This window comes from Aliivibrio finisterrensis (assembly GCF_008933155.1).
Classification (GTDB): Bacteria; Pseudomonadota; Gammaproteobacteria; order Enterobacterales; family Vibrionaceae; genus Aliivibrio; species Aliivibrio finisterrensis.
On the sequence record NZ_WBVP01000010.1, the window covers coordinates 63,425 to 87,958 of the forward strand.

General features: G+C 38.9%; 17 protein-coding genes, 5 tRNA genes and 1 pseudogene. 15 read left to right on the forward strand and 8 right to left on the reverse strand.

Features of this window, described 5'->3' with window-relative positions; genetic code table 11:
• The first annotated feature begins 33 nt into the window (after positions 1-33).
• Complete coding sequence (gene nhaB, locus F8B77_RS10480) at positions 34-1,629, forward strand: Na(+)/H(+) antiporter NhaB (protein WP_151655303.1); 1,596 nt, start codon at positions 34-36, stop codon at positions 1,627-1,629.
• A 73-nt stretch (positions 1,630-1,702) separates the two neighbouring features.
• Positions 1,703-2,218 (forward strand): disulfide bond formation protein DsbB, encoded by a 516-nt coding sequence (dsbB, locus tag F8B77_RS10485; protein WP_151655304.1) that lies wholly within the window; start codon positions 1,703-1,705, stop codon positions 2,216-2,218.
• An 82-nt stretch (positions 2,219-2,300) separates the two neighbouring features.
• Here dsbB and F8B77_RS10490 read toward each other — a convergent pair whose 3' ends face one another.
• The gene (locus F8B77_RS10490) at positions 2,301-2,915 is read right to left on the reverse strand and encodes an SEC-C metal-binding domain-containing protein (protein WP_151655305.1); all 615 of its coding nucleotides are present in this window, start codon (positions 2,913-2,915) and stop codon (positions 2,301-2,303) included.
• Between the two features lie 101 nt (positions 2,916-3,016).
• Between F8B77_RS10490 and F8B77_RS10495 the strand changes: the two genes are divergently transcribed.
• Both F8B77_RS10495 and dusC read left to right on the forward strand, forming a co-directional pair.
• Complete coding sequence (locus F8B77_RS10495) at positions 3,017-3,547, forward strand: type II secretion system protein (RefSeq protein WP_151655306.1); 531 nt, start codon at positions 3,017-3,019, stop codon at positions 3,545-3,547.
• 55 nt (positions 3,548-3,602) lie between these two features.
• Entirely contained in the window at positions 3,603-4,550 is a 948-nt protein-coding gene (gene dusC, locus F8B77_RS10500) for a tRNA dihydrouridine(16) synthase DusC (RefSeq protein ID WP_130047405.1), read from the forward strand.
• A 26-nt stretch (positions 4,551-4,576) separates the two neighbouring features.
• Here dusC and F8B77_RS10505 read toward each other — a convergent pair whose 3' ends face one another.
• The 4 genes from F8B77_RS10505 to F8B77_RS10520 form a co-directional block, all read right to left on the reverse strand.
• Entirely contained in the window at positions 4,577-6,049 is a 1,473-nt protein-coding gene (locus F8B77_RS10505; RefSeq protein ID WP_151655307.1) for a sensor domain-containing diguanylate cyclase, read from the reverse strand.
• 170 nt (positions 6,050-6,219) lie between these two features.
• Positions 6,220-7,044 carry a DUF5718 family protein gene (locus tag F8B77_RS10510; RefSeq protein ID WP_151655308.1) on the reverse strand — a complete coding sequence of 275 codons (825 nt, stop codon included), beginning with the start codon at positions 7,042-7,044 and terminating at the stop codon, positions 6,220-6,222.
• Positions 7,045-7,129: 85 nt separating this feature from the next.
• On the reverse strand, positions 7,130-9,073 hold the full coding sequence (locus F8B77_RS10515) for a DNA topoisomerase III (RefSeq protein WP_151655309.1): 1,944 nt from the start codon (positions 9,071-9,073) through the stop codon (positions 7,130-7,132).
• 93 nt (positions 9,074-9,166) lie between these two features.
• Positions 9,167-11,170, reverse strand: a complete 2,004-nt coding sequence (locus tag F8B77_RS10520; RefSeq protein ID WP_151655310.1) for an NADPH-dependent 2,4-dienoyl-CoA reductase — start codon at positions 11,168-11,170, stop codon at positions 9,167-9,169.
• A 216-nt stretch (positions 11,171-11,386) separates the two neighbouring features.
• Between F8B77_RS10520 and sppA the strand changes: the two genes are divergently transcribed.
• Together sppA and ansA are read left to right on the forward strand one after the other, a co-directional pair.
• Positions 11,387-13,243, forward strand: coding sequence for a signal peptide peptidase SppA (gene sppA / locus F8B77_RS10525; protein WP_151655311.1), 1,857 nt, complete (start codon positions 11,387-11,389; stop codon positions 13,241-13,243).
• A gap of 92 nt (positions 13,244-13,335) precedes the next feature.
• Positions 13,336-14,349 (forward strand): asparaginase, encoded by a 1,014-nt coding sequence (gene ansA, locus F8B77_RS10530; RefSeq protein ID WP_130046044.1) that lies wholly within the window; start codon positions 13,336-13,338, stop codon positions 14,347-14,349.
• 92 nt (positions 14,350-14,441) lie between these two features.
• Here ansA and asd read toward each other — a convergent pair whose 3' ends face one another.
• Complete coding sequence (gene asd, locus F8B77_RS10535; protein ID WP_151655312.1) at positions 14,442-15,557, reverse strand: aspartate-semialdehyde dehydrogenase; 1,116 nt, start codon at positions 15,555-15,557, stop codon at positions 14,442-14,444.
• A gap of 622 nt (positions 15,558-16,179) precedes the next feature.
• Here asd and nhaC point away from each other — a divergent pair.
• Positions 16,180-17,616: a Na+/H+ antiporter NhaC gene (gene nhaC / locus F8B77_RS10540; protein ID WP_151655313.1), complete on the forward strand. Its 1,437-nt coding sequence runs from the start codon at positions 16,180-16,182 to the stop codon at positions 17,614-17,616.
• Between the two features lie 113 nt (positions 17,617-17,729).
• Here the strand turns inward: nhaC and F8B77_RS10545 are convergent, their stop codons facing one another.
• Positions 17,730-18,935 (reverse strand): chemotaxis protein, encoded by a 1,206-nt coding sequence (locus F8B77_RS10545; protein WP_151655314.1) that lies wholly within the window; start codon positions 18,933-18,935, stop codon positions 17,730-17,732.
• 98 nt (positions 18,936-19,033) lie between these two features.
• Positions 19,034-20,050, reverse strand: coding sequence for a nucleoid-associated protein YejK (gene yejK / locus F8B77_RS10550; protein WP_167512805.1), 1,017 nt, complete (start codon positions 20,048-20,050; stop codon positions 19,034-19,036).
• Positions 20,051-20,126: 76 nt separating this feature from the next.
• Between yejK and F8B77_RS10555 the strand changes: the two genes are divergently transcribed.
• The 8 genes and pseudogenes from F8B77_RS10555 to F8B77_RS10590 all read left to right on the forward strand — a co-directional run bounded on the left by F8B77_RS10555 (position 20,127) and on the right by F8B77_RS10590 (position 24,505).
• Positions 20,127-20,357 carry a YejL family protein gene (locus F8B77_RS10555; protein WP_151655316.1) on the forward strand — a complete coding sequence of 77 codons (231 nt, stop codon included), beginning with the start codon at positions 20,127-20,129 and terminating at the stop codon, positions 20,355-20,357.
• 19 nt (positions 20,358-20,376) lie between these two features.
• Complete coding sequence (locus F8B77_RS10560) at positions 20,377-22,185, forward strand: DUF3413 domain-containing protein (protein WP_151655317.1); 1,809 nt, start codon at positions 20,377-20,379, stop codon at positions 22,183-22,185.
• Between the two features lie 203 nt (positions 22,186-22,388).
• Positions 22,389-22,479 (forward strand) — tRNA-Ser (locus F8B77_RS10565).
• A 38-nt stretch (positions 22,480-22,517) separates the two neighbouring features.
• Positions 22,518-22,594 (forward strand) — tRNA-Asp (locus tag F8B77_RS10570).
• Between the two features lie 525 nt (positions 22,595-23,119).
• Positions 23,120-23,210, forward strand: a tRNA-Ser gene (locus F8B77_RS10575).
• Positions 23,211-23,248: 38 nt separating this feature from the next.
• A tRNA-Asp gene (locus F8B77_RS10580) sits at positions 23,249-23,325 on the forward strand.
• 542 nt (positions 23,326-23,867) lie between these two features.
• A pseudogene (locus tag F8B77_RS10585) lies at positions 23,868-24,293 on the forward strand (carbonic anhydrase family protein); the annotation flags it as partial.
• A gap of 121 nt (positions 24,294-24,414) precedes the next feature.
• Positions 24,415-24,505 (forward strand) — tRNA-Ser (locus tag F8B77_RS10590).
• Positions 24,506-24,534 lie beyond the last annotated feature (29 nt).

The window sequence follows — 24,534 nt, forward strand, 5'->3', positions numbered from 1 at the left end:
ATAGAATCAATGTAATAATCTAGAGAGCATCACATGTCTATTTCACTAGGGAATGCATTTATCAAAAACTTTCTTGGTAAAGCCCCCGACTGGTACAAAATTGCAATACTGTCATTTTTAGTTATTAACCCTTTTGTATTTTTCCTAATCGACCCATTTACTGCTGGTTGGTTATTGGTTATTGAGTTCATTTTCACACTGGCAATGGCTCTTAAATGTTACCCATTACAGCCAGGTGGTCTACTTGCCATCGAAGCGATTGCAATAGGAATGACAAGCCCTGAACAAGTAAAACATGAACTTGTGGCTAATATTGAAGTATTACTTTTACTTGTCTTTATGGTTGCTGGTATTTATTTCATGAAGCAATTGCTTCTATTTATCTTTACCAAAATTTTGATTGGCATAAAATCGAAAGCAGCTCTTTCTGTTGCATTCTGCTTTACTGCTGCTTTCTTATCCGCGTTCCTTGATGCTTTAACCGTTATTGCTGTTGTTATCAGTGTTGCTGTTGGCTTCTATGCTATTTATCACCGAGTGGCTTCTGGTCAAGGTGGTACTCCAAGCCACGATCATACATGTGATTCAAATGTAACCGATGAACTGACTCGTGATGATCTTGAAAACTACCGTGCTTTTTTACGAAGTCTTCTTATGCATGCAGGTGTGGGTACTGCACTTGGTGGCGTAATGACCATGGTAGGCGAACCTCAAAACTTAATCATTGCCGATCAAGCCGGTTGGATGTTTGGTGAATTCATTATTCGCATGCTACCAATCACTGCCCCTGTATTTATTTGTGGTATGTTAACGTGTTTTGTTGTCGAGAAATTAGGCATCTGTGGTTACGGTGCAAAACTGCCAGCAAATGTTCGTAATATTCTTGAAGAATATGAAGCGGAAGAACGTAAAAACCGTACTAATATTGATAATGCAAAACTTATCATCCAAGCACTAATTGCGGTATGGTTAATTGTTGGTCTTGCTATGCATCTTGCTGCAGTAGGACTTATTGGCCTTTCTGTTATTATTCTTGCAACAGCATTTACGGGGGTTATCGAAGAACACTCAATGGGTAAGGCCTTTGAAGAAGCACTTCCATTTACCGCTCTACTGGCTGTATTCTTTGCCGTTGTTGCCGTAATTATTGACCAAGAATTATTCAAACCAATTATTGATGCTGTACTTGCCGTAGAAGATAAAGGCTCACAATTGGCTTTATTCTATGTCGCAAATGGCTTGCTATCTATGGTTTCTGATAACGTATTCGTTGGTACCGTTTATATTAATGAAGTAAAAACAGCACTATTAGATGGCGTAATTACTCGTGACCAATTCGACTTACTGGCTGTTGCAATCAATACAGGTACAAACTTACCATCTGTAGCAACACCTAATGGGCAAGCTGCCTTCCTATTCTTATTAACCTCAGCATTGGCGCCGTTAATTCAATTATCATACGGCCGTATGGTATGGATGGCATTGCCATACACGATTGTCTTGGCTCTTGTTGGCTTATTCGGTATTGTATTCTTCCTTGAACCAATGACTGCAATGTTCTACGATTTAGGCTGGATCACACCAGGTGTCATTGAAAATGCAACTTCTGCGATTTCTAGTGGTCATTAAGAAGGTATAAACACTTTTGATATGAAAGGCTCTGTTTATACGGAGCCTTTCTTTTTTTATTAAGGAATAATTAATGCAAGCCCTCAACCATTTTTCCTGCATTCGCTTATCTTGGCTGCTATTGCTTCTTTGTATCGCTGCTTTTGAAGCTGCAGCTCTTACTTTTCAACACGTCATGAAATTACCACCTTGTGTAATGTGTATTTATGAACGTGTTGCCATGATGGGAATTGGTGGTGCCGCAATTATTGGATTATTAAACCCAAATAATCTCATTATTCGCTGGTGTGGTTTTGTTGCTTGGGGGATCAGTGCAGGATGGGGATTAAAGCTCGCTCTTCAACATGTGGATTTCCAATTAAACCCATCACCTTTCGCTACCTGCGATTTATTCGTCACCTTCCCTTCATGGGCACCACTCAACAAATGGGCACCCTGGATGTTTGAAGCGTATGGTGACTGCAGTAAGATTGTATGGCAATTCTTAACGCTAACGATGCCTCAATGGTTAGTTATTATCTTTGCTGGTAACTTAATGGCTTTGGCTATTTTTGTTGTTGCTCAATTTTTTAATAAGAAATCAGCCTAACAACCTTTTGATTTAACACAAAAAAGCCATCAATCAGTTGATGGCTTTTTTATTCTATTTTTACTAAGAAATAGCTTCGTGTTTATTTACCACAACACTTCTTAAACTTCTTACCGCTTTCGCACGGGCAAGCATCATTACGGCCCACATCTTTATATGGATTTACCTTTTGGCCTTTATAGCCAATTTGGTATTCATCCGCAGCCATTGCTACTTCTTGTATCATAAAATCAATTTTCGGCAACATCTGCTCTAGCGTTGGTGGCGTATCAATTCCTGTTTCAGCCATTTGACGATGAGTTTCTTTTTCATCAACGGCAAGCATCATAGTCGTCAGTAATGCAGACAGCATTCGCATCGTGCCATCCGCTACTTGAAGGTCAGCCCATAACTCTTCAACCGTTGGCCATAGCGTCATAAAGCCTTCGGCAAATTCTGCTACATCATCAAGATTATCAAAATTTACAACCTCAGTGACTTCATATTCATGGCGCTTAAGTAACGTATATTGATGTTCAATTTGTTGAGAAACTGGTTTTATCATTTCAAGCGCACTATCATTACCTAGAAGATCTTTTAACCATACTTCAGGATCTAACGGTTTGGTTGCCATGTTAGCAGCAAGAATAGCCCCTTCTAAAAAGAGGCTAGAACAAGGTAATTCGACGCCATTTGATCCAATTAATTGATACTTCATGATTTATTCACTTCTGAAATTAAGTTTCAGCGTAGTATAGCGTAAATAATTATTAGAACCTAAGTGCCGTTATTATTAATTTTTTGCTGTCGAGAAATATTATGGAAAAAAACCGAGGATTTACCCTAATTGAATTAATTGTTGTTATTGTTATTTTAGGAATTTTAGCTGTAACAGCCGCGCCAAAGTTTTTAAACCTGCAAGATGATGCTCATGAGTCTAGAATTGCTGGTGTTTTTTCTGCCTTTACTGCCGCAGTGACTATGTACCATGGTGCTTGGATATTACAAGGAGAACCTTCTGCAAGCTCAGGTGTTGGCGTTATTTTTTCTGATGAAACTATTTATCCATCAAATGAAGGATTTCCATTAGGTACAACTTATCATGGTAAAATTACAGGTGAAGGTTGTGGTGAGCTTTGGAATGCATTATTAAATCAAGACTTAACTATCGAACCTTATAATTCTTTTACTAATATTAACGCTGATATTCAATATGGCTATACAGCCTCTGATGAATGTTTCTATTCATATGTTAGTGATTATAATAATGGAACCTCTACCGGAAATGAGCTTTTCTATTCTCCAAGTACAGGGGAAACATATGTCAAACCATATAACAAATCAAAATAAGTGACATAGTTCCCCTTTCCCCCTACAATCCAACCTCCAATAAAAGAGGTGGGATATGCAAGTAATACTAGGCCCGATGGAGGGCGTACTCGATCATTTAATGCGTGAACTATTAACTGAAATTAATGACTATGATTTCTGCGTTACAGAGTTTGTTCGCATCGTAGACCAGTTGTTACCTCCACACGTATTCCACCGTATCAGTCCAGAACTACTCAATGGCAGTAAAACACAATCAGGCACTCCTATCCGCGTACAACTATTAGGACAAGAGCCTAATTGGATGGCAGAAAATGCCGTACGTGCTATTGAACTCGGCTCTGATGGTATTGATCTTAACTTTGGTTGCCCAGCAAAAGCGGTAAACAAAAGTCGAGGTGGTGCTGCGCTATTAAAAGATCCTGAATTAATTTATCAGATCGTAAAATCGTGTCGTGATGCCGTTCCAAGTGATAAAAAAGTCACAGCGAAGATCCGCTTAGGCTGGGAAAACCCAGAAGAGTGCTTTGCTATTTCTGATGCGATAAAACAAGCTGGCGCAAGCGAACTAACCATTCATGCCAGAACTAAAGTTGATGGTTACCGCGCAGAAGAAATAAAGTGGGATTACATTAACCAAGTTCGTCAAAAAGTTGATATCCCAATTATCGCAAACGGTGAGATTTGGAACTATGAAGATGGACAACGTTGTATTGCAGCAACAGGTATTGATTCATTAATGGTGTGTCGTGGCGCATTCAACATTCCTAACTTAGGTAATGTTGTAAAACACAATCACACTAAGATGCCATGGCCAGAAGTGATCGCACTTTTAATTCATTATTCAAAATTACAAATGGCAGGTGACAAAGGCCAGTATTATTCAAACCGAGTAAAACAATGGTTAGTTTATCTTCGCCAAGAATACACTGAGGCAAAGGACATTTTTATGGATATTCGAAGCCATAAAAAATCAGACCCTATCGTTGCAAGACTACACCAAGAGCTAGAAAAAGTAAGCTAACTCTTTAAAACAAATATAAACCGAGTTTATGAAAAATACACTCGGTTTTTACCATCTTGTTTTGCTTTATAAAGAAGATCATCTGCTTTTTTGATGACATGCTCAAATGAGAAGTCTTGTTGAGAATCAATTACTGCAACACCACCAGAGACAGTAAAGCCACCTTTCACCACTTTACCAGAAGAGTCTTGAATAGATTTTCTCACTCTCTCGCAAATATTTTCCAAACTGGCTCTTGATTCTGCATTAATACAAATCACAAACTCTTCACCGCCAAATCGTGAAACAATGTCGCTATCACGCACACTTTTATTCAGAATTTTGGCGACATATATAATCGCCTCATCGCCCACATCATGACCAAATACATCATTAATTTGTTTAAAATCATCAATATCATACAAAGCAAAACCAACATACTTCTTAACCACCCGATCTTGTAAGCTCATTTCAAAGCCTCGACGGTTGTACAAGCCCGTCATTGGATCTTGCTTTGCTAAGTCGCGATAATAGCGCTGAGATAAATGAGTTTGATAATAAAACATCGATAAAACAGCAAGAATATAGGTTACAAATATCAAGGTTAACAATTTAATATCGTGGGTCAAAAAACTAATTAGTTCTTCTTTTATTGAGCTTTTGTAATATAGAAAGTAGGTAAAATTAGTATCCGCAAGTGTCACTGGCTGCATAAAACGATACTGTTCAAATCGTTCATATTGATCACTCTCTAATAGCTGAATATGCTTTGAAACATCATTATTTGAACGTAACAACTCCTCAACCGACAAATCAATAGCTAATACCCCCTTAAAGAAGTCTTTATAGTAGATCGGTGTAGAAAAAGTGAGAACTTCTAAACCATCAAAAAAAGCATCGGTATAAGGTGGTGTAAAGGTGACATACTTTTGATTTTTATTCTTCATACTGTTTTTCCAGTATGGTCGAGAATAGATAGTGTCTAATGTTTGTTTCGTTAAATTTTCTGCGATTTGCTTTGGTGAAGAAATAATATAATCGAACTTAGAGATAAAGTAGATACCATGAAGGTACTTTTCATAATCATGGATAAAAGAAATAACGGGGGCAAGAATCACTTTCTTAGAGGCAATCTCATGAAGCTCAGAGTCTGGCTCACACAATGCTTCAGAACCTGCAATACTGTAATCTAAACGGCTATTTGGTACAGAAACATCTTGATTCGCCATTACTGCACTTTGATCATTACTCGGACGAATAACACAAAGACCAGCCTGTTCATCTAATTCAAAATTATGATTATAAAAACCACCTGAGCTTTGTTTGTAAAGCTGAGATAAGTTGTAATCAAGCGAAATCATTACTTTAATTGAACGCTGTAGAGAATCAATAATACGATCATACTCTCGGTTTACTTGTCGTTGAACCGACCCAATATGATTATCTAAAACAATGCTTAGCAACAACACTAAAAATAGTGTTGGTATAATAAAGATATGTTTTAAATTAGATTTCGGCATATATAAATTATTTAACAGAAAATGAACAGACCATATTACCTATTTCTTTGCTGAATATCTCGCAAAAACACTTCTTTTTACATTTAACTGACAGTGATACCAATACCAATAATTAGATGATTTATTTATGCTTGGTATTGGAATTAATTTCCAAAAGAAACATTCAGTTACTAACGAACCATTTGAGAAAGTACAGAAATGCCAGACTTAGAAAATGCTTTTGAAGTCACCATATTTTCAATCTCTTGTGAGCCATAGCGTTCACCGTCATAAACAATAACAATACTTTCATCTCCTGATTGTAAGAAGTTAGTTTCGCCAAACTCCGTGTATCGTGTCGCTCCAATACTAATAATCGCTTGTTCTGGATAATTTGCATTAAATAAATATAAAGCTAGATTTTCAGCGGGACCTTCATCTTTCTGGTTATTCATTCGGTCAATCATCCACTCACTCAATTGTTCATGAAAATAGCTGTAATCAATCGCAGCGCTGTCTTCTCCATATCGATTCATTTGACCGTTACGAATATGAAAACTTGCAATACGGTAGGAGTCTAGCTCACATCCTTTAGTAAACGAAGTTAACTCAATAAAATCGTGCGAGATCCCTTTGGTATTTTCACCCCAGTTTTTCTTCTCACTTATCTTTTTTGCATTGGGCTTTCTAATTGAACAATCATTGTATGCCGCAAACTTCACCGGAGTTAACGCCACGACTTTGTTGTCTTGATAAGTGATATCAAACACAATCGCAACTTCTGGTTCAATTTGCAGGTTATCAGCATCATTAGGTGGGATAATAGAGTCAGACGACAAAGGATATTGAGATAAGAATCCTGCTTGTTGTGATGGGATATAAAATGGAAACAGTGCTTTGGGTTGAATGGCATTTTCAACTTTTACACTTAAAAAGTCAGTCGCTTCCCCTGCTTGCTCCAGATGCCCAGCAAAGTTACCTGCTACACCAAAACCCACTGCATGTTTAAATGTCATATTGCCTTCTTAATTATTCTAAAAGTAACGTTAAGAAGGCACCTTAATTTATTCTTTAATTCTGTTCGATGATACGGATCTAATTTTATGATTTCTTTGCTTTTCTACGACGTTTAAATTGCGGTTTTGTCGGGCTTTTCAACGTTTTTAATGATTCTGGTACCGGACCTTGTTGAACTCTTTGCATAAAATTTAGGACTTTGGTTTCTAATTCAGACATAAAGGGACGATATGCGCAGGTTCTTTCTGTCATTCCTTGTAGCTGAAACTCCCAATGTGCCGTCATATCTGGGTAAGTCGCCTCATTCGGTAACGCATGAATCAAGCCTTTACCTGCCTCACTGGCATGAATGTTTTTACCATTTCGAGTTAATAGTTGGCGTTTAAATAAAGTATCTAATATCCCTGCTCGCGTGGCTTCTGTTCCTAATCCATCGGTATCTCTTAATATCTTTTTTAACTCTTTATCTTCAACAAAGCGTGCAATACCCGTCATGGCTTGCAGCAACGTAGCCTCAGTAAAATACTTAGGAGGCTCCGTCATCTTGTGTTTTATTTCACCTTCACGGCACGTATGTACTTCGCCTTTTTTAAGCGGAGGAACTTTATTCGCTACATCATCATCGCTATTTTGTGCTTGAGCTTTGCCCAGTAATACTCGCCAGCCTGCAAACAACATCTGCTTGCCTTTGGCTGCAAAGCCCCCCCCTGCAATATCAAACACCAACTCAGCTTCGGCGTAAACAGCAGCAGGATAAAACTGCATTAAATACTGACGGGCAATTAAGTGATAAACCTTCTCTTCAAACCCAGAAAGCCCTGCCGAACCACTCGATTTTGGGGTTGGAATAATCGCATGGTGAGCATCTACTTTACTGTCATTCCAAGCGCGTGATTTCAACGTTAAGTCGGCATTGGTTACTGCGCTAGATAATTGCTTATCGTTATTACCAATTGCAGCGCATACTTGTTCACGCTGCTTATAATGATCTTTGGGTAAGTGACGACTGTCTGAGCGTGGATAAGTGATTAATTTGTGCTTTTCATACAACGCCTGACACGCATCTAATACTTGCTGTGCACTTAGGTTGTAACGTTTTGAAGCATCTATTTGTAATGACGATAACGAATAAGGCAAAGGCGCATTTTGCTTGGTTTCTTTATTTTCAGCTTTAGTGACGGTTGCTGGTTGATTCGCAATTCTTTGAGCCACGTTTTCTACCAATTTCAGACTGAGCACGCGCCCTTCTTCGTCTTGCCACTGCTGACACGCTTCACTTGGCTTCCACTTCGCTCGAATATCAAACGCTTGTCCGTCATTCAACTGAGGATTTTGATAAGGAATTAATGCTTCTAAGGTGAAATACGCTTTAGGAATAAAATTAGCAATCTCTTCATCACGGCGAGTCACTAAACCTAATACAGGCGTTTGTACACGGCCTACAGATAATACACCTTGATAACCACCACGTTGACCTAATAAGGTATAAGCGCGTGTCATGTTCATGCCATACAGCCAATCGGCACGAGAGCGCGCTAAAGCTGAAATAGAGAGAGGAATAAACTCTTGGTTACTTCGCATTGACGTTAATGCACGTTTTACTGCCGGTAAATTTAAATCGCTAATTAATAACCGTTGAGTCGCCGCTTTTTTCGTTTTTGACAGTTTTAAATAATCCAAAACTTCATCAACTAACAGCTGCCCTTCTCTATCAGGATCACCCGCGTGAACCACTTGAGAAGCGGTTTTCAGTAACTTTCGGATCACCGTTAATTGTTTGCTCGACGACTTTCTTGGACGAAGTTGCCACTGCTCAGGAACAATAGGTAAATGCTCCATACGCCACGATTTGTATTTATCATCATATGCATCAGGCTCAACTTGCTCTAATAGGTGACCAATACACCAAGTTACAATGTCGCCATTGCCACATTCTATGTAGCCTTGTTGATTCTTCTGTGGCTTTGCTAGACCGGCGGCAATCGCTCGACCTAAACTCGGTTTTTCTGCAATAAATAATCGTGACATAAAAAAGTGCTGATGTTGTGAATAACATCAGCACTATACCTGTATGAATAGACAGTTATCAAGTTTTGTTGCCTAACTTGTTGGAATTTTAGCTTAAAGTTTGGCGGCTAGTTCAACCCCTTGACGAATTGCTCGCTTCGCATCTAATTCACCTGCATGTTCTGCACCGCCAATAACGTGATGTTCAATCTTCGCTAAGGTTAGCGTTTCAACTAAGTCATTGACTGATACTTGGCCTGCACACATTAAGACATGATCAACATCCAGCAGCTTAACTTCTTCATTTTGACGAATGTATAGACCTTCATCATTCACTTTTAAGTATTCAACACCCGCTAGCATATGTACTCCACGTTTTTGTAATATCCGTTTATGGATCCAGCCCGTAGTTTTCCCTGGGCCTTTCCCTATGCTGCCCTTCCTACGCTGCATCAACCATACTTCGCGGGTGGTTTGATATGTTTCTTGTGGCTTTAAACCGCCTTCGAACTCAATATTTTTATCGATATCCCAATCTTTTAGCCATGCATCAAGAGTGTGATCTTCTGGCTCGGTGATCATGGTTGCGACATCAACGCCAATACCACCAGCACCAATCACCGCCACTTTTTGACCAAGCTTAGGTTGATTCTTAATGTAAGTTTGATAATCAATTACTTTTGGATGATCACTGCCTTCTAGCTGTACTGCTCTTGGCTTAACGCCTGTCGCCACAACCACCTCATCAAACTGGCGTAGTTCATCCATTTCAACGGTATAATTCAGCTTAACGATAATATTCTTATGATCTAATTTATTGGAGAAATAACGAATGGTTTCTTTAAACTCTTCTTTTCCTGGGATCTGCATGGCTAAATTAAACTGCCCACCAATGCGATCACTTCGCTCAAATACCGTTACTTGATAACCACGCTCAGCCGCTGAGGTAGCACAAGACAAACCAGCCATTCCCGCGCCAATTATCGCAATGGTTTTCTTTTTCTCAGCAGGTGTAATTACTAATTCGGTTTCATAACACGCCTGAGGGTTAACCAAACACGTGGCTCGCTTAGCTTTAAATACATGATCCAAACAGGCTTGATTACAGCCAATACAGGTATTAATTAATTTTGATTTGCCTTGTTCTGCTTTATTTACAAATTCTGCATCTGCTAAAAATGGTCGTGCCATCGATACCATATCAGCTTGTCCTGATGCCAATATATCTTCAGCGACTTCGGGGGTATTTATACGGTTACAAGTAACTAATGGGATAGATACTTTACCTTTTAGTTTTTCAGTTACCCAACTAAAGGCCGCTCGCGGTACTTGAGTCGCTATGGTTGGTATTCTTGCTTCATGCCAACCAATTCCTGTATTTAGTATCGTGACTCCTGCTTTTTCTAATGCTTGAGCAAGCTCCACCACCTCATCAAACGTGCTGCCTTGCTCAACTAAATCAAGCATAGATAAGCGGAAGATAATAATAAAATCTGAACCTACTTTTTCACGAATGGCTTTAATTATCTCTACTGGAAAACGCATACGGTTTTGATAATTCCCACCCCAATCGTCATACCTCATGTTTGTTCTAGCACAGATAAATTGATTAATGAGGTATCCCTCAGAACCCATCACTTCAATGCCATCATAATTAGCTTGTTTTGCATAATGAGCACTATTAGCAAAATCATGGATAGTTTTTTGAATTTGACGCTCACTCATTTGGCTTGGAGTAAACATACCTATCGGTGCTCTAATGTCAGAAGCACTCACCGCTAAAGGATGCATCGCATAACGACCCGCATGAAGAAGTTGAAGTGCAATTTTTCCGCCATTATCATGCACAGCACGAGTTAACGCTTTATGTTTATCCGCTGCACGAGAAGAGCTAAATTGCGCACTAAATGGTGTTAAACGCCCACGAAAATTAGGCGCAAATCCACCAGTTACAATAAGCCCAACCCCACCTTTTGCCCGCGCAGCATAAAAGGCTGAGAGTTTTTTAAATCCATCATTACTCTCTTCTAATCCAGTATGCATAGAGCCCATTAATACTCGATTTTTTAATTGGGTAAATCCCAAATCTAACGGCTGAAAAAGGTGTGGGTACGTCATAACAATCCATCGCTTTGTAATTATTGTGGTCTGACCAGAATAGTAGTTATAAGCTTATGCCACAATTAACCATTTACAAATATGCAACATCCGTCAATGTTTTTATTAAAACTCAGTAATAAAAATAATTCTCATTTAGACTAATTTAGTCTAGTTACTTTCTAGCTCAGTTAGCGTAGGATAGTGACAGAGTTCAAACTAATAATAAGGTACAATATGAAAGGGTTATTCCACTTCATAGGAAATTTTTTTAAAGCTATATGGAAGTTACTTTCCTTTACCCGTCAACTGGTATTAAACCTATTTTTTCTTGCTTTTGTTGGAGTGATTGCATTCACTTTCCTAGCCAGTGATGAGTCTAACGTTGAAACTCAACAAGTTGAGAAGAAGGCGTTAATCCTTAATTTATCAGGTCCCATTGTTGAAGAGAGTAAATTTCGCGAGCCATTAGAGCGTGTTAGCTCTGATTTATTAGGCAGCCAAAAATCACAAGCAAATGTCTTATTTGATATTGTCGATACTATTCGCTTTGCGGCTCATGATGACAATGTTTCGGGCTTAGTACTTCATTTAAAAGAAATGAATGAAACCAGCTTAACTAAACTCCGTTATATCGCTAAAGCCATCAATACCTTCAAAGCCGCAGGTAAACCGGTTTATGCCATTGGTGATTACTACAATCAAAGCCAATACTATTTAGCAAGTTACGCTGATAAAGTTTTCATGGCACCTGATGGTACGGTTCTATTACGTGGCTACGGCGCTTATACGCTGTACTACAAAGACCTACTTGAAAACCTGAATGTCTCTACGCATGTTTTCCGTGTTGGAACCTATAAATCGGCGGTAGAACCGTATCTTAGAAATGACATGTCTGATGCTGCAAAAGAATCAACGTCAGTATGGTTAACTCAATTATGGGATGCCTATTTAGATGATGTTGCTACTAACCGTCAAATTGATGCAAAAACGTTAACCATGCCAATAGAGCAATTCATTGCAAAATTGAAGACGGTTAATGGTGATTTATCACAAATGACAGTAGAGCTCGGTTTGGTGGATAAACTGGCTACACGACAGGAAGTTCGTAAAGATCTCATTGAGCAATTTGGTTCAAATGGCTACGACAGCTTTAAACAGATCAGCTATTACGATTATCGCCCGCAAGTTCGCCCTGCGATCATTCCTAATGCTCAAGATATTGCGGTTGTTGTCGCAAGTGGAGCTATCATGGATGGCACGCAACGCCAAGGGACTGTTGGTGGAGACTCTACAGCAGCGCTACTTCGTCAGGCTCGTGGTGATAACAACGTAAAAGCCGTCGTTCTTCGTGTTGATAGCCCTGGTGGCAGTGCTTTTGCTTCTGAAGTGATCCGCAATGAAGTCGACGCACTAAAAGAAGCAGGTAAACCGGTGGTTGTTTCAATGTCGAGTGTTGCTGCCTCTGGTGGCTATTGGATCTCTGCAAGTGCTGATAAAATCATTGCTCAACCAACCACTATTACGGGTTCAATTGGTATCTTTGGTATTTTAACCACCTTTGAAAAAGGCTTAAATAGGATGGGGATCCACAGCGATGGGATATCAACATCTCCATTTAATGGCGTTGGCTTAACTCGCCCGTTAAATGATGATGTTGCTCAAGTAATGCAGTTAGGTATCGAACATGGCTATCACCGCTTTATTAAACTGGTGAGTGATCATCGTGATCTATCCTTAGAAGCGGTTGATAACGTAGCACAAGGTCGTGTTTGGACAGGTAAAGATGCGCTAAAGCATGGTTTAGTTGACCAATTAGGTGATTTTGATGATGCAGTACAAGCCGCAGCTCAATTAGCCAATATGGAGTCATATAACCTCTACTGGGTTAAAGAGCCTCTATCTCCAATGGAACAATTGCTTGAAGAGTTAAGTATGAGCTTTAACGCTAATATCAAGACAGAATTATTTTCACTTGCTCCTGAAGCATTGCAACCAACCATCCGCAAAGTTGCAACAGACATCAACATGTTGAATAACTTTAATGATCCAAAAGGGCAATATCTCTTCTGTTTGAACTGTAGTAATCTTTAAAAGCATGACGAGCCCGACACATGTCGGGCTTTCTTTATGTCAAATGCACAGTATAATCGCACCACCTCCCATAACTCTGTACCGTTGTTATTATGGAAAGAAAACACATTTACATCGCCTACACTGGCGGCACAATCGGCATGTTAAAATCAGATGATCATGGCTATGTTCCTGCCGCAGGGTTCATGCAACATCAATTAAAACAAATGCCTGAGTTCCATCGTGCAGAAATGCCTATTTTCACCATTCACGAATATGAGCCACTGATTGACTCATCTGATATGACGCCTGAAGATTGGCAACGCATTGCGGATGATATTCGTGCTAACTACGATAAATACGACGGATTTGTAATACTTCATGGTACGGATACCATGGCCTATACTGCCTCAGCACTGTCATTTATGCTTGAGAACCTTGGAAAACCAGTGATCGTAACTGGCTCTCAAATTCCTCTTGCTGAGCTACGCTCTGATGGCCAAAGCAACTTATTAAATGCCTTACACATTGCAGCTAATTACCCAATTAACGAAGTCACTTTATTCTTTAATAACAAGTTAATTCGTGGCAATCGCAGTACAAAATCACATGCTGATGGCTTTGATGCCTTTTCATCACCAAACCTGCCACCACTATTGGAAGCGGGCATTAATATTCAAATCAATGGTGCCGAAATAAATAAACAGCCTGAAGGTGCATTCACGGTTAATGACATTACCCCACAGCCTATTGGTGTAGTAACCATGTATCCAGGAATTTCAGCGGAAGTGATTAAAAACACATTACGCCAGCCAGTTAATGCCATGATCCTTCTGACTTTTGGGGTAGGTAATGCACCACAAAACCCAGAGCTTCTTGCGCAATTAAAAGAGGCTTCTGAGCGTGGTGTTGTGGTTGTTAATTTAACTCAATGTCTATCAGGAAAGGTAAACATGGGAGGGTATGCAACAGGCTGTGCACTTGCTGAAGCCGGCGTTATCAGTGGTTATGATATGACTCCTGAAGCGGCTTTAGCGAAGCTGCATTATATTTTAAGTAAAGATCTGCCTTATGAGACCATGCGTACCATGATGCAGCAAAATTTACGTGGTGAGTTAACTCACTGATCTTCTAGTAACAATGATTGATTCTAATAAAAAGGCTTCCCTGATATTCTCATGGGAAGCTTTTTTTGTTCTATTAACTAATGCAATTAACGCTATTTCTTTTCGTTAAGAATTATACGTAATGTACGACGAAGTGGCTCTGCGGCACCCCACAGTAATTGGTCACCAACCGTAAAGGCATTTAAGAAATCATTACCCATCGACATTTTACGTAAACGACCAACAGGAACAGATAGCGTACCGGTCACTTTTGCAGGTGTTAGCTCTTGTGCCGTAATATCACGCTCATTTGGGATCACTTTAACCCAATCATTGTGCGTAGCGATGATCTCTTCAATCTCATCCATTGGCACATCTTGTTTCAGCTTAATCGTTAATGCTTGTGAATGGCAACGCATTGCCCCAATACGCACACAAGTACCATCAATCGCAATTGGAGAATCTTGTAGGCCTAGGATCTTATTGGTTTCAACCGTTGCTTTCCATTCTTCTTTGCTTTGACCATTTTCACGCTTCACATCGATCCAAGGGATCAGTGAACCGGCCAATGGCGCTCCAAATTCCGACGTTGGGAATGAATCAGAACGAATTGTTTCTGCTACTTTTCTATCAATATCTAAAATAGAGCTAGAAGGGTTTGCCAATTCAGACGTTACACAGTCATTTACTACACCCATTTGAGAAATCAGTTCACGCATATTCTTCGCACCAGCACCAGAGGCTGCTTGATACGTCATTGCACTCACCCACTCAACTAAGCCAGCTTTATATAGCCCGCCCAAGCCCATTAACATTAAGCTAACCGTACAGTTACCACCAACATAAGTATTTGTGCCTGCATGAATGCCTTGTTGAATTTGCTCAAAGTTCACTGGATCAAGCGTAATAATCGCATCCTCTTTCATACGTAATGTAGATGCAGCATCAATCCAATAGCCTTTCCAACCTGCTTGACGAAGTGCTGGGTATACTTTTTCAGTATAGCTACCACCTTGACAGGTAATAATTGCATCTAATTTTAGTAAAGATTGAATATCAAATGCATCTTGCAGTAAACCGGCATCCTTTCCAAGGTTTGGTGCTGGGATACCTACTTGTGATGTGGTGTAAAATACAGGCTCAATGTGGTCAAAATCACGTTCTTCAACCATACGTTGCATTAAAACTGAACCAACCATTCCACGCCAGCCGACTAAACCTACTCTCATTATACTCTCCCTGTTAATACTAAAAATATGAAATCTCTACCCCATCTATATGATGAACAGAAGAAAATCTCAAGCACTATTTGCCTTACTCTCTCCATTTTACGCTGAAAATTTCATTTACATTTTAATTTATCCTTCAAGATAAAAGTGCAAAAAAACAGCACATTTAAAATTAACTTCTCTAGTCATCAAATTAAAACTTAACATAAATAATACTTTTAATTACTTGAGTTAACTTAACAACCTAACACCTTATAAATCAACAATTAATAAAATTTACATCGCGTTACACTTCGCAAAGCTTCATGAATTAACCATTAAGCAAACGAATACCCTAAATTTATGTTAAATATCCCGAATCAAATCATTACAGTAGCTAAATTTACAATATAAAATAAAAAATTCAATTGATTGGAAATAAAAACAAAGATAAATTAAAACGTAAATTTAACCATTAAATTACCTTTAACTTAGTCCAGTAACATAGCTAGAGATAAGAATCACAAATAAGCCAGAGTTAATCGACCTCTTGTTGATCATAAGGTAAAGTGCACCTCGTTTAGAAAACACAATCCCTGATCGTATGAATATTATTCATACATACAAAAAAGAGGCTTTTTACATGAAGCAAGCAACGACAAAGTTACCTTCGCTGACGCAGGTAATTATATCTTTAGGGCTATTTCTACTACTTGCCTTTTCTTTCACGGCACAACTTGATCTACCTATCCAATTAGCACTTTATATTGGTTGGTTCATTATCATTACTTTAGGTATCAAGTTAGGTCATGATTATAAATCTTTAGAAAAAGCAGCTCTAAACGGCATCTCCAATGGACTAGGAGCGGTATTAATTCTCTTGGCTGTAGGTGCTTTAGTAGGTACTTGGATTTCTGGTGGTATTGTTCCAACCATTATTTATTATGGTTTGAAAGCCATTCATCCTTCTATCTTCCTTCTTGCAACAATGATCATCTGTTCATTAACCGCTCTTGCTACAGGTACCTCATGGGGTGCTGCTGGTACTGCTGGTATTGCCATGATGGGGATTGGACAAGGTCTTGGGGTTCCTGCACCAATTACTGCTGGTGCGGTTCTGTCTGGTTGTTACTTCGGTGATAAAATGTCACCGCTTTCAGATTCGGTAATCCTTGCTTCTTCAATGTCTAACGTTGAAGTAATGGAACACATTAAGGGCATGCTTCCAGTTGCACTTATCAGTTACATCATTACTGGTATCATGTTTACCGCTTTTGGTTTCCACTTTGCTGGTAACGTTGACATGAGCCAAGTAGATTCTGTTATCTTAGCAATGGAAAAGCAATTTGTTATCTCTCCATTCTCATTTGTTCCTGTGGTTATTGTTCTTGGCCTACTGGCAATGCGTATGCCTTCTTTCCCAGTAATCAGCTTTGGTTCACTGCTGGGTATTATTTGGGCGGTAATGGTTCAAGACATTGACTTCTTAACAGCATTTAACACAGCATGGGCTCCGTACTCAATTTCATCAGGTGTTGAGTTTATTGATGCGATCCTAAATCGCGGCGGTATGTCTTCAATGCTTGGGTCTGTAGCTGTTATCGTATTTGGTTTAGGTTTTGGTGGTTTGCTAGATAAAGTTGGCGTACTAGAAACGGTTGCGAAACTATTCGAAAAACGCGTTCAAGGTCCTGGTTCTCTAGCAACAAGTACTATTACTACCGCTTTCTTTGGTAACATCTTTGGCTCTGCGATGTATGTGTCACTTATTCTTACTCCAAAAATCTGTGCGAAAAACTACGACCGTTTAGGCTACAAACGTAAGAACCTTTCTCGTAACGCGGAATTTGGTGGTACGTTAACCTCGGGTATGGTTCCCTGGAGTGATAACGGTATTTATATGGCAAGTATCCTAGGCGTTGCTACCTTGTCTTACGCACCATTCATGTGGTTAAGCTTCGTATGTATCATCGTAACGATTGTGACATCTTACATGGGCTGGTTTGTTGATAAATGTGAACCTACTATCACAGCAGAAGACACAGATGAAGCCATTGCTGTAGAAACAAAAACAGCATAATTACCTCATCTCGCTCCAATAAAAAATGCCAGTGATTACGTCACTGGCATTTTTGTATCTAACGGTTTAATTCTTATGTAGCTAATTAATGATGCTTATTGAAATTGATGTAATTAAATAACCGTTTTCTTTATTGCAGCTCGTTTACCAAGGAAATAACCCAGACCTAAAGGGGCAAAGAAAATCGCTAAGATAAACAAGATAAAGTAAATGATGGTACTTTTAATCAAATCAATCACTTTATCTACCGCCAATGTCAGCACATCTTGTGATACTTTATCTAGGTCTTGAGTAAATTTTTCACGCTCTTGAGACACAATAATGGCAATAGCCTTACGCTCTCTCTCAACCATATTTACGAGCTCTTGGCGTTCACGAGCGACCATAATTTCTAAAGCAACACGTTCTGCACTAAGCTGATTTAATTTGTCATCAGTTTTCATGTCTAAATCATCAAGCAGTGGTTGTAATTGCACACTCATTTGTTCTACTAGATTTTGCATATACTCAGGATTATTTTTCACAAAGTCTTGGAATGACTCAGAGGTATGACGCAAACTCTCCATCGTTTTATTTATATCATTCGCATTCACATTACTATTTATGGCGATTAATTGTGCTTTCCATGTCATTATCTTTGGCATTTGCTCAGAAACTAAACCTAAACGATCAGACACATCACCTAATGCCTCTGGCATTGTTCCTAACGTTGCTACCGCTTCTGTTTCATCGATATTTTGATGTGCTAACCATGCTTTTAAAGCGGGTGTTCTACGCATCATTAAGCTATCAAAAGGGTGCTCTGCAACGAACCCTTTAATAAAATCTTGAGCATCACTAAACTCTGAACTCGGCAATAACTTTTCTGCCATATTCTCTATGTCATTGTTCAATAATTGGCTTGTTTGAAAATCCACATCCCCCTCAAATAAACCCGAACCTTTTCCTTGTGGTGAGAAGAATTGTTTCATTTGTGCCGCAAAGATCCAAGTATCGATTAACGCAATTTTTGGAGAGACTTGATATGCAGCTTGTTGAAGCCCTTCTTCTGCATGGATTTTCCATAACAAAACATACGATTGATGCAAGCTGTCCTCTTTAGGGTACGTCGCTGAGATTTCATCCGCAGCTGATTCCACCTCACTAAAGAAGTGTTTACTGTACTCACGGGTTAAAATACGAGTATTAAGTTCTACCGTTGTTAACGGTTCTGATTGAGACTCTATTTTAAGCTCAAGTAGAGAACACCCATTAAGTAGCAAAAGAGACAAAACGATAGAAAAGAATTTAGAAGCAAAAAGCTGAGAGGTGTATTTCATGGACAACCCTACCTAAACCAAAATTTTATAACTAAAGGATAGATAGGGTATCATCTTACAAAAATCAAGTTATCAAATATTTGAGAACAAATCGCCAATTATGATTCAGAAGAACCTAAACGTCGTGTTAATTGATCTTTTAAGTTAGGTGGCGTGCCCTTAATGGTCAAAGTATCTGTTTCTGGATCATAAAAAACACGCTCACCCAGTAACATCGCGTCAAAGTTTAATGATAAACCGCCACCGGCACCAACAAACTTCGTTAACTTACGCATTGCAGTACGATCAACAGGGAAAGACTCTTCAAGTTCATACCCTTGCTCTTCCGCAAATTGATAAAAGTTAGCGCCTGATTCAGACGTTGGTAACTCGCCTGATAATTCTTTAAGTGTTAACTCTTCACCAGCTTGAAGTTGACCATTACAGTAATCATAAACTTGTTTGCGGTATTGTTGTTTTTCGTCTTTTTCTAAACGTTCGTCAGCACAGAAATCTTCAACCGCTTGCATTAATACTTGGTTTTGAACCTTAGTATCCATACCTACATCAGCTTGTAAAAAATCTAAGAAGAAATCAGAAACTTTACGCCCAACACGTCCTTTAATGAACGTCAGGTAACGATTAGAATCCGCATTAGTTTCCCACGTTGATAAATCAATACGCGCTGCAATATCCATTTTCGCGATATCAAGGTAATCCGTAGAACTAATGTCTAGTTGTTCCGTTACCTTCATACTTTCGTTTGATGGTAATACCGCAACAAATAGATACTCTGTTGCCAATGATTGATACTCTGCAATCACTAAAATACCTTCTTCAGCAAATGGGTATTTAATCAGCTCTGATTTTAATTTTTCTGCCGATTTATTGCTGAATTCTAAAAATGGCATTTCATTCTTACGAACGGAACCTAGCCAATGCCCAAACTCGCTCTCAGTCTTGAATACACCGAAGCCTTTGCCTGCTTTAGAGTTAAAAACACGATGCAACTCAGAAACTAATGCTTCAGTGAACTCTTCGTTCTCAAGAATTTGATTTCGTAGACAAACTTCGAGTTCATCTTGCTCATTTTTTACTAATTTATGTAAAATTACGTTTGAAAGGGTTAAACTCATAATAGAAAAGGTTTTTAGTTGACGTACATAGTAGGTTATCATAAGCCGCTTTCACTATCATTAACTGAAAAGACTTATGGCTATTAATACTTCGAAATACAGCAACAAACAAATTGAACAAATGTTAACAGAGATGGTCGATGTACTTGATAAACATCGTGCACCAGCAGATCTATCTCTAATGTTAGTTGGTAACATTGCGACAAATGTTCTAAACCAAGAAGTGCCTGCAGAACAGCGTAAAATTATCGCTGAAAAATTTGCTCAAGCACTACTTAGCTCATTAGATATACCAAAAACTCACTAAGAGCGGGAATTCAATTATCATGGTTGATAGCGGAAATACCTACGGCGAAAAAGTCTCCAAGTTAATTACTTGGGGTCACTGGTTTAGCTTTTTCAATATCATTGCTGCAATGCTTATTGGCTCTCGTTATATCGCGCAATCACCATGGCCTGAAACGCTACTTGGACAGACCTATCTGGTATTAAACTGGGTAGGTCACTTTGGCTTTTTGGTCTTTGGGTTTTACATTCTTGTACTCTTCCCTCTGACCTTTATTACACCATCCCAACGCTTAATGCGAATTTTAAGTGTCATTATAGCAACTGCCGGTATGACATTACTGCTGCTAGATACTTACGCCTATCAAACTCTTCACTTGCATATTACCCCACTGGTTTGGGATATGCTGTTGAACAACGATAAATCCAATTTAAACACCCAATGGCAATATTTGTTCATTCTGGTTCCCGTAATTTTCCTACTTCAACTCTCTCTCTCTGAATGGGTATGGAATAAATTACGCAAACTTGCACATAAACATGTTGGTCGCCCTTTTGCGATCACCTTTGCTATTGCGTTTATTGGTAGTCATTTAATTCATACATGGGCTGACGCTTCAGCTTATGGACCAGTAACGGCTCAACGCGCGACATTTCCACTCTCTTATCCAATGACCGCTCGTTCGTTTTTAGAAAAACACGGTTTTATTGATCGCGATGCATTGGCGAAACAAATTCAAGAAGAAGGAACTGGCGGCGCAAAAGAAGCAATCCGTTACCCACTTGAACCAATTAGATTCAAAACAAAACAAACGGGGTATAACTTACAAATCATTATGATCGATAGCCTTCGTGGGGACACTTTAAATCATATAGATACCCCAAACCTGACTCGCTTTGCTCAAAACAATCTAAATTACAACAATCATTACAGTGCCAGTAACAACCCAAGCAGTTTATTTGGCTTATTTTATGGTTTACCTGGTAATTACGTTGATAACTTTAGAAACTCAGAAATTGAATCACCAATATTAACAGAATTACATAAACGTAATTATCAGTTTGGCTTGTTCAGTGGTGATGATTTTACTTCATCAATCTATCAACAAATTATCTTTACTAAAGGTGAGATTGGCAAATCTAAAGAAAAAATGTCGGATAGCAAAGCTATTACTCAGTGGCATGATTGGTTTAGAGCTCAAACGCCTAATAAACCATGGTTTAGCTATTTAGAATTAACGTCAGTCTCTGAATATGATGCGACCAGCCCAATTTCAACAGAAAACTCAGATCAAAGTGCTTTTGAAGTTAACTACCGTAAAGCGGTTAAAAAAACTGATCAGCAACTTAAAACAGTATTGAGCGCATTAAAACAATCTCCTGATTGGGAAAAGACCATTGTTATCATTACATCAAATCACGGTATGGAATTTGATGAGACCAATACTAATAGCTGGGGCTCAAGCACTAACTTCAGTCAATATCAGCTTCGTGTTCCTATGTTAATTCACTGGCCAAACGTTGAGCCTGAATTAATTATGTCTCGTTCAAGTCACTTAGATTTAGCGCCAACATTGATGGAGTCGTTTTTAAAAACAACAACATCACCAGAGAGCTACAGCAGTGGTTTAAATTTATTAAATCAAGACAATGAGCGTAATTGGTTATTAGCTGGCGACAGAAAGAATATCGCCTTAATAACAGATACAAACACTGTCGTTATCGATACGTTTGGTAATTATAAAGTCTATGACGAAAACTATAATCGCCTAACAGATGAGAAACCAAAGCTCTCCTTACTCATGCAAGGTATTTCAGAGTTGAAGCGGTTTTACCATCCTAAAAAATAAATAATAAAAAATCCCTTTCCCATAAAGGGATTTTTTATATCTGCCATTTAAGAAAAATAGCGTCTAATGCCCACTGTTTTAAATAGAAAAAACAACTTAATGAGTTAAAAACAAAGCACAATGCACAAAAATAACGCAGTCAGTCGTTTTTTTTAATTTTATCCTTTACAAGAAGTAAGGATATTACTATTATTCACCGCACTGGAGGGATGGCTGAGTGGTCGAAAGCACCGGTCTTGAAAACCGGCAACCGTTAATAGCGGTTCTAGGGTTCAAATCCCTATCCCTCCACCACTTTTGAAAATTCAGATAGAGTCTGGGTTTTAAAAATTGGAGCGGTAGTTCAGTTGGTTAGAATACCGGCCTGTCACGCCGGGGGTCGCGGGTTCGAGTCCCGTCCGCTCCGCCAACATCAACGAAGCCTCGTCAGAAATGACGAGGCTTTTTTGTATCTGTTGAATATCAGATCCCCGTAAATTTCATTAAACTACTAACTCTAGAATTCAAACCCTTATCACTACACCACTTTTTAAAATTCAGATAAAGTCTGGGTTTTAAAAATTGGAGCGGTAGTTCAGTTATACCATTCTGGATAAGTAGTTGTTCAAATAATTGCGCAGGAAAAATCGATTAGATCAAGGCATAAATTACAGTAACTAGTGGTTCTAATTACAAAATTTATAACGCAGATATAATCGATTTTAACGAGCAAGAATGATCAAATACTTATGTAGATTGGTATTACCCTTTATGTGTTATCTAATTTACTCACCATTATTTCTACCTATATCTAGCTACAGTATACTTATTTTAATGACTAAACCTTCAACATTGCTTTAAATGCCCTCAAATTGTTTAAAATTAAATCAAAAAGAATCTTTTTTAAAATTAGTACTTTACAATAAAAGTGGTTCAGCATATTATGCTCGGCATTGGAGGGATGGCTGAGTGGTCGAAAGCACCGGTCTTGAAAACCGGCAACCGTTAATAGCGGTTCTAGGGTTCAAATCCCTATCCCTCCACCACTTTTCAAAATTCAGATAGAGTCTGGGTTTTAAAAATTGGAGCGGTAGTTCAGTTGGTTAGAATACCGGCCTGTCACGCCGGGGGTCGCGGGTTCGAGTCCCGTCCGCTCCGCCAACATCAACGAAGCCTTGTCAGAAATGATGAGGCTTTTTTGTATCTGTTGAATATGAGTTCCCAATACATTTCATTAAACTACTAACTCTAGAATTCAAACCCTTATCACTACACCACTTTTCAAAATTCAGATAGAGTCTGGGTTTTAAAAATTGGAGCGGTAGTTCTGTTGGTTAGACTTTTTATTGGAGAGCTTAGCGGCCTGACACACCGGGGGACGTGCTGCTCTCAAGGTGAGATAGAAAGTCCCGTCCGCTCCGCCAACATCAACGAAGCCTCGTCAGAAATGACGAGGCTTTTTTGTATCTATGGAATATGAGATCTCATCAAACGACTAACTCTAGAATTCAAACCCTATCCCCCCACCACTTTTCAAAATTCAGATAGAGTCTGTTTTTTAAAAATTGGAACGGTAGTTCTGTTGCGCTATCTCATAATTTCCAGCAATAATATCTTAGAAATAAAACATATTTTTAAAGATTTTTTGATTAAAACTCATCTGCCCTAGTCTAATGTCATATTTTATAAAACAAAAAAACTAGAAAACATGTCACTTCTTACAACTTTATTTCCATGGCCCAAGAGAAAACCTGACTGCAGGTCATTCATATCCATTAGAAATGCATTTAGTGCATGCTGATAAAGATGGAAACCTAGCAGTGGTCGGCGTGATGTTTAAAGAGGGTAAAGCAAATCCTGAATTAACAAAATTTTGGGCTCAAATGCCAAGCTCAGGAGAAGTAGCACTTAATAATAAGTTACGCCTTATCGACTTACTTCCTAGCGATCAAGCTTATTACCGATTCAATGGCTCGCTAACAACTCCACCATGTACAGAAGGGGTTACATGGTTAGTAATGAAAAAACCTATTACTATATCAACAGAGCAACTGACTCAATTTAGATCGTTATACAAAGGCAATAATCGCCCAGTTCAGTCAATTAATGCTCGCCCTGTATTAAAATAAACAGCTACACCGCCAGCTCTGCTCTAACTTTCATCAACATGATCAAATTTAGAGCAAACGGTTTTTATATTAGAAAGAATCCTTTACAAGTAGAAGGGTTACCCCTATTATACGCGGCATCGGAGGGATGGCTGAGTGGTCGAAAGCACCGGTCTTGAAAACCGGCAACCGTTAATAGCGGTTCTAGGGTTCAAATCCCTATCCCTCCACCAAATTAAAAGATTAAACCGCTGTTTTTACA

Excerpts from the sequence above, each read along its gene's own strand:
- yejK (WP_167512805.1), bottom strand. The coding sequence starts at position 20,050 with ATGAGTTTAACCCTTTCAAACGTAATTTTACATAAATTAGTAAAAAAT.
- F8B77_RS10490 (WP_151655305.1), bottom strand. The coding sequence starts at position 2,915 with ATGAAGTATCAATTAATTGGATCAAATGGCGTCGAATTACCTTGTTCT.
- dusC (WP_130047405.1), top strand. The coding sequence starts at position 3,603 with ATGCAAGTAATACTAGGCCCGATGGAGGGCGTACTCGATCATTTAATG.
- dsbB (WP_151655304.1), top strand. The coding sequence starts at position 1,703 with ATGCAAGCCCTCAACCATTTTTCCTGCATTCGCTTATCTTGGCTGCTA.
- F8B77_RS10560 (WP_151655317.1), top strand. The coding sequence starts at position 20,377 with ATGGTTGATAGCGGAAATACCTACGGCGAAAAAGTCTCCAAGTTAATT.
- F8B77_RS10510 (WP_151655308.1), bottom strand. The coding sequence starts at position 7,044 with ATGACATTTAAACATGCAGTGGGTTTTGGTGTAGCAGGTAACTTTGCT.
- F8B77_RS10505 (WP_151655307.1), bottom strand. The coding sequence starts at position 6,049 with ATGCCGAAATCTAATTTAAAACATATCTTTATTATACCAACACTATTT.
- F8B77_RS10520 (WP_151655310.1), bottom strand. The coding sequence starts at position 11,170 with ATGACGTACCCACACCTTTTTCAGCCGTTAGATTTGGGATTTACCCAA.
- nhaB (WP_151655303.1), top strand. The coding sequence starts at position 34 with ATGTCTATTTCACTAGGGAATGCATTTATCAAAAACTTTCTTGGTAAA.
- nhaC (WP_151655313.1), top strand. The coding sequence starts at position 16,180 with ATGAAGCAAGCAACGACAAAGTTACCTTCGCTGACGCAGGTAATTATA.
- asd (WP_151655312.1), bottom strand. The coding sequence starts at position 15,557 with ATGAGAGTAGGTTTAGTCGGCTGGCGTGGAATGGTTGGTTCAGTTTTA.
- sppA (WP_151655311.1), top strand. The coding sequence starts at position 11,387 with ATGAAAGGGTTATTCCACTTCATAGGAAATTTTTTTAAAGCTATATGG.
- F8B77_RS10515 (WP_151655309.1), bottom strand. The coding sequence starts at position 9,073 with ATGTCACGATTATTTATTGCAGAAAAACCGAGTTTAGGTCGAGCGATT.
- F8B77_RS10545 (WP_151655314.1), bottom strand. The coding sequence starts at position 18,935 with ATGAAATACACCTCTCAGCTTTTTGCTTCTAAATTCTTTTCTATCGTT.
- ansA (WP_130046044.1), top strand. The coding sequence starts at position 13,336 with ATGGAAAGAAAACACATTTACATCGCCTACACTGGCGGCACAATCGGC.
- F8B77_RS10555 (WP_151655316.1), top strand. The coding sequence starts at position 20,127 with ATGGCTATTAATACTTCGAAATACAGCAACAAACAAATTGAACAAATG.
- F8B77_RS10495 (WP_151655306.1), top strand. The coding sequence starts at position 3,017 with ATGGAAAAAAACCGAGGATTTACCCTAATTGAATTAATTGTTGTTATT.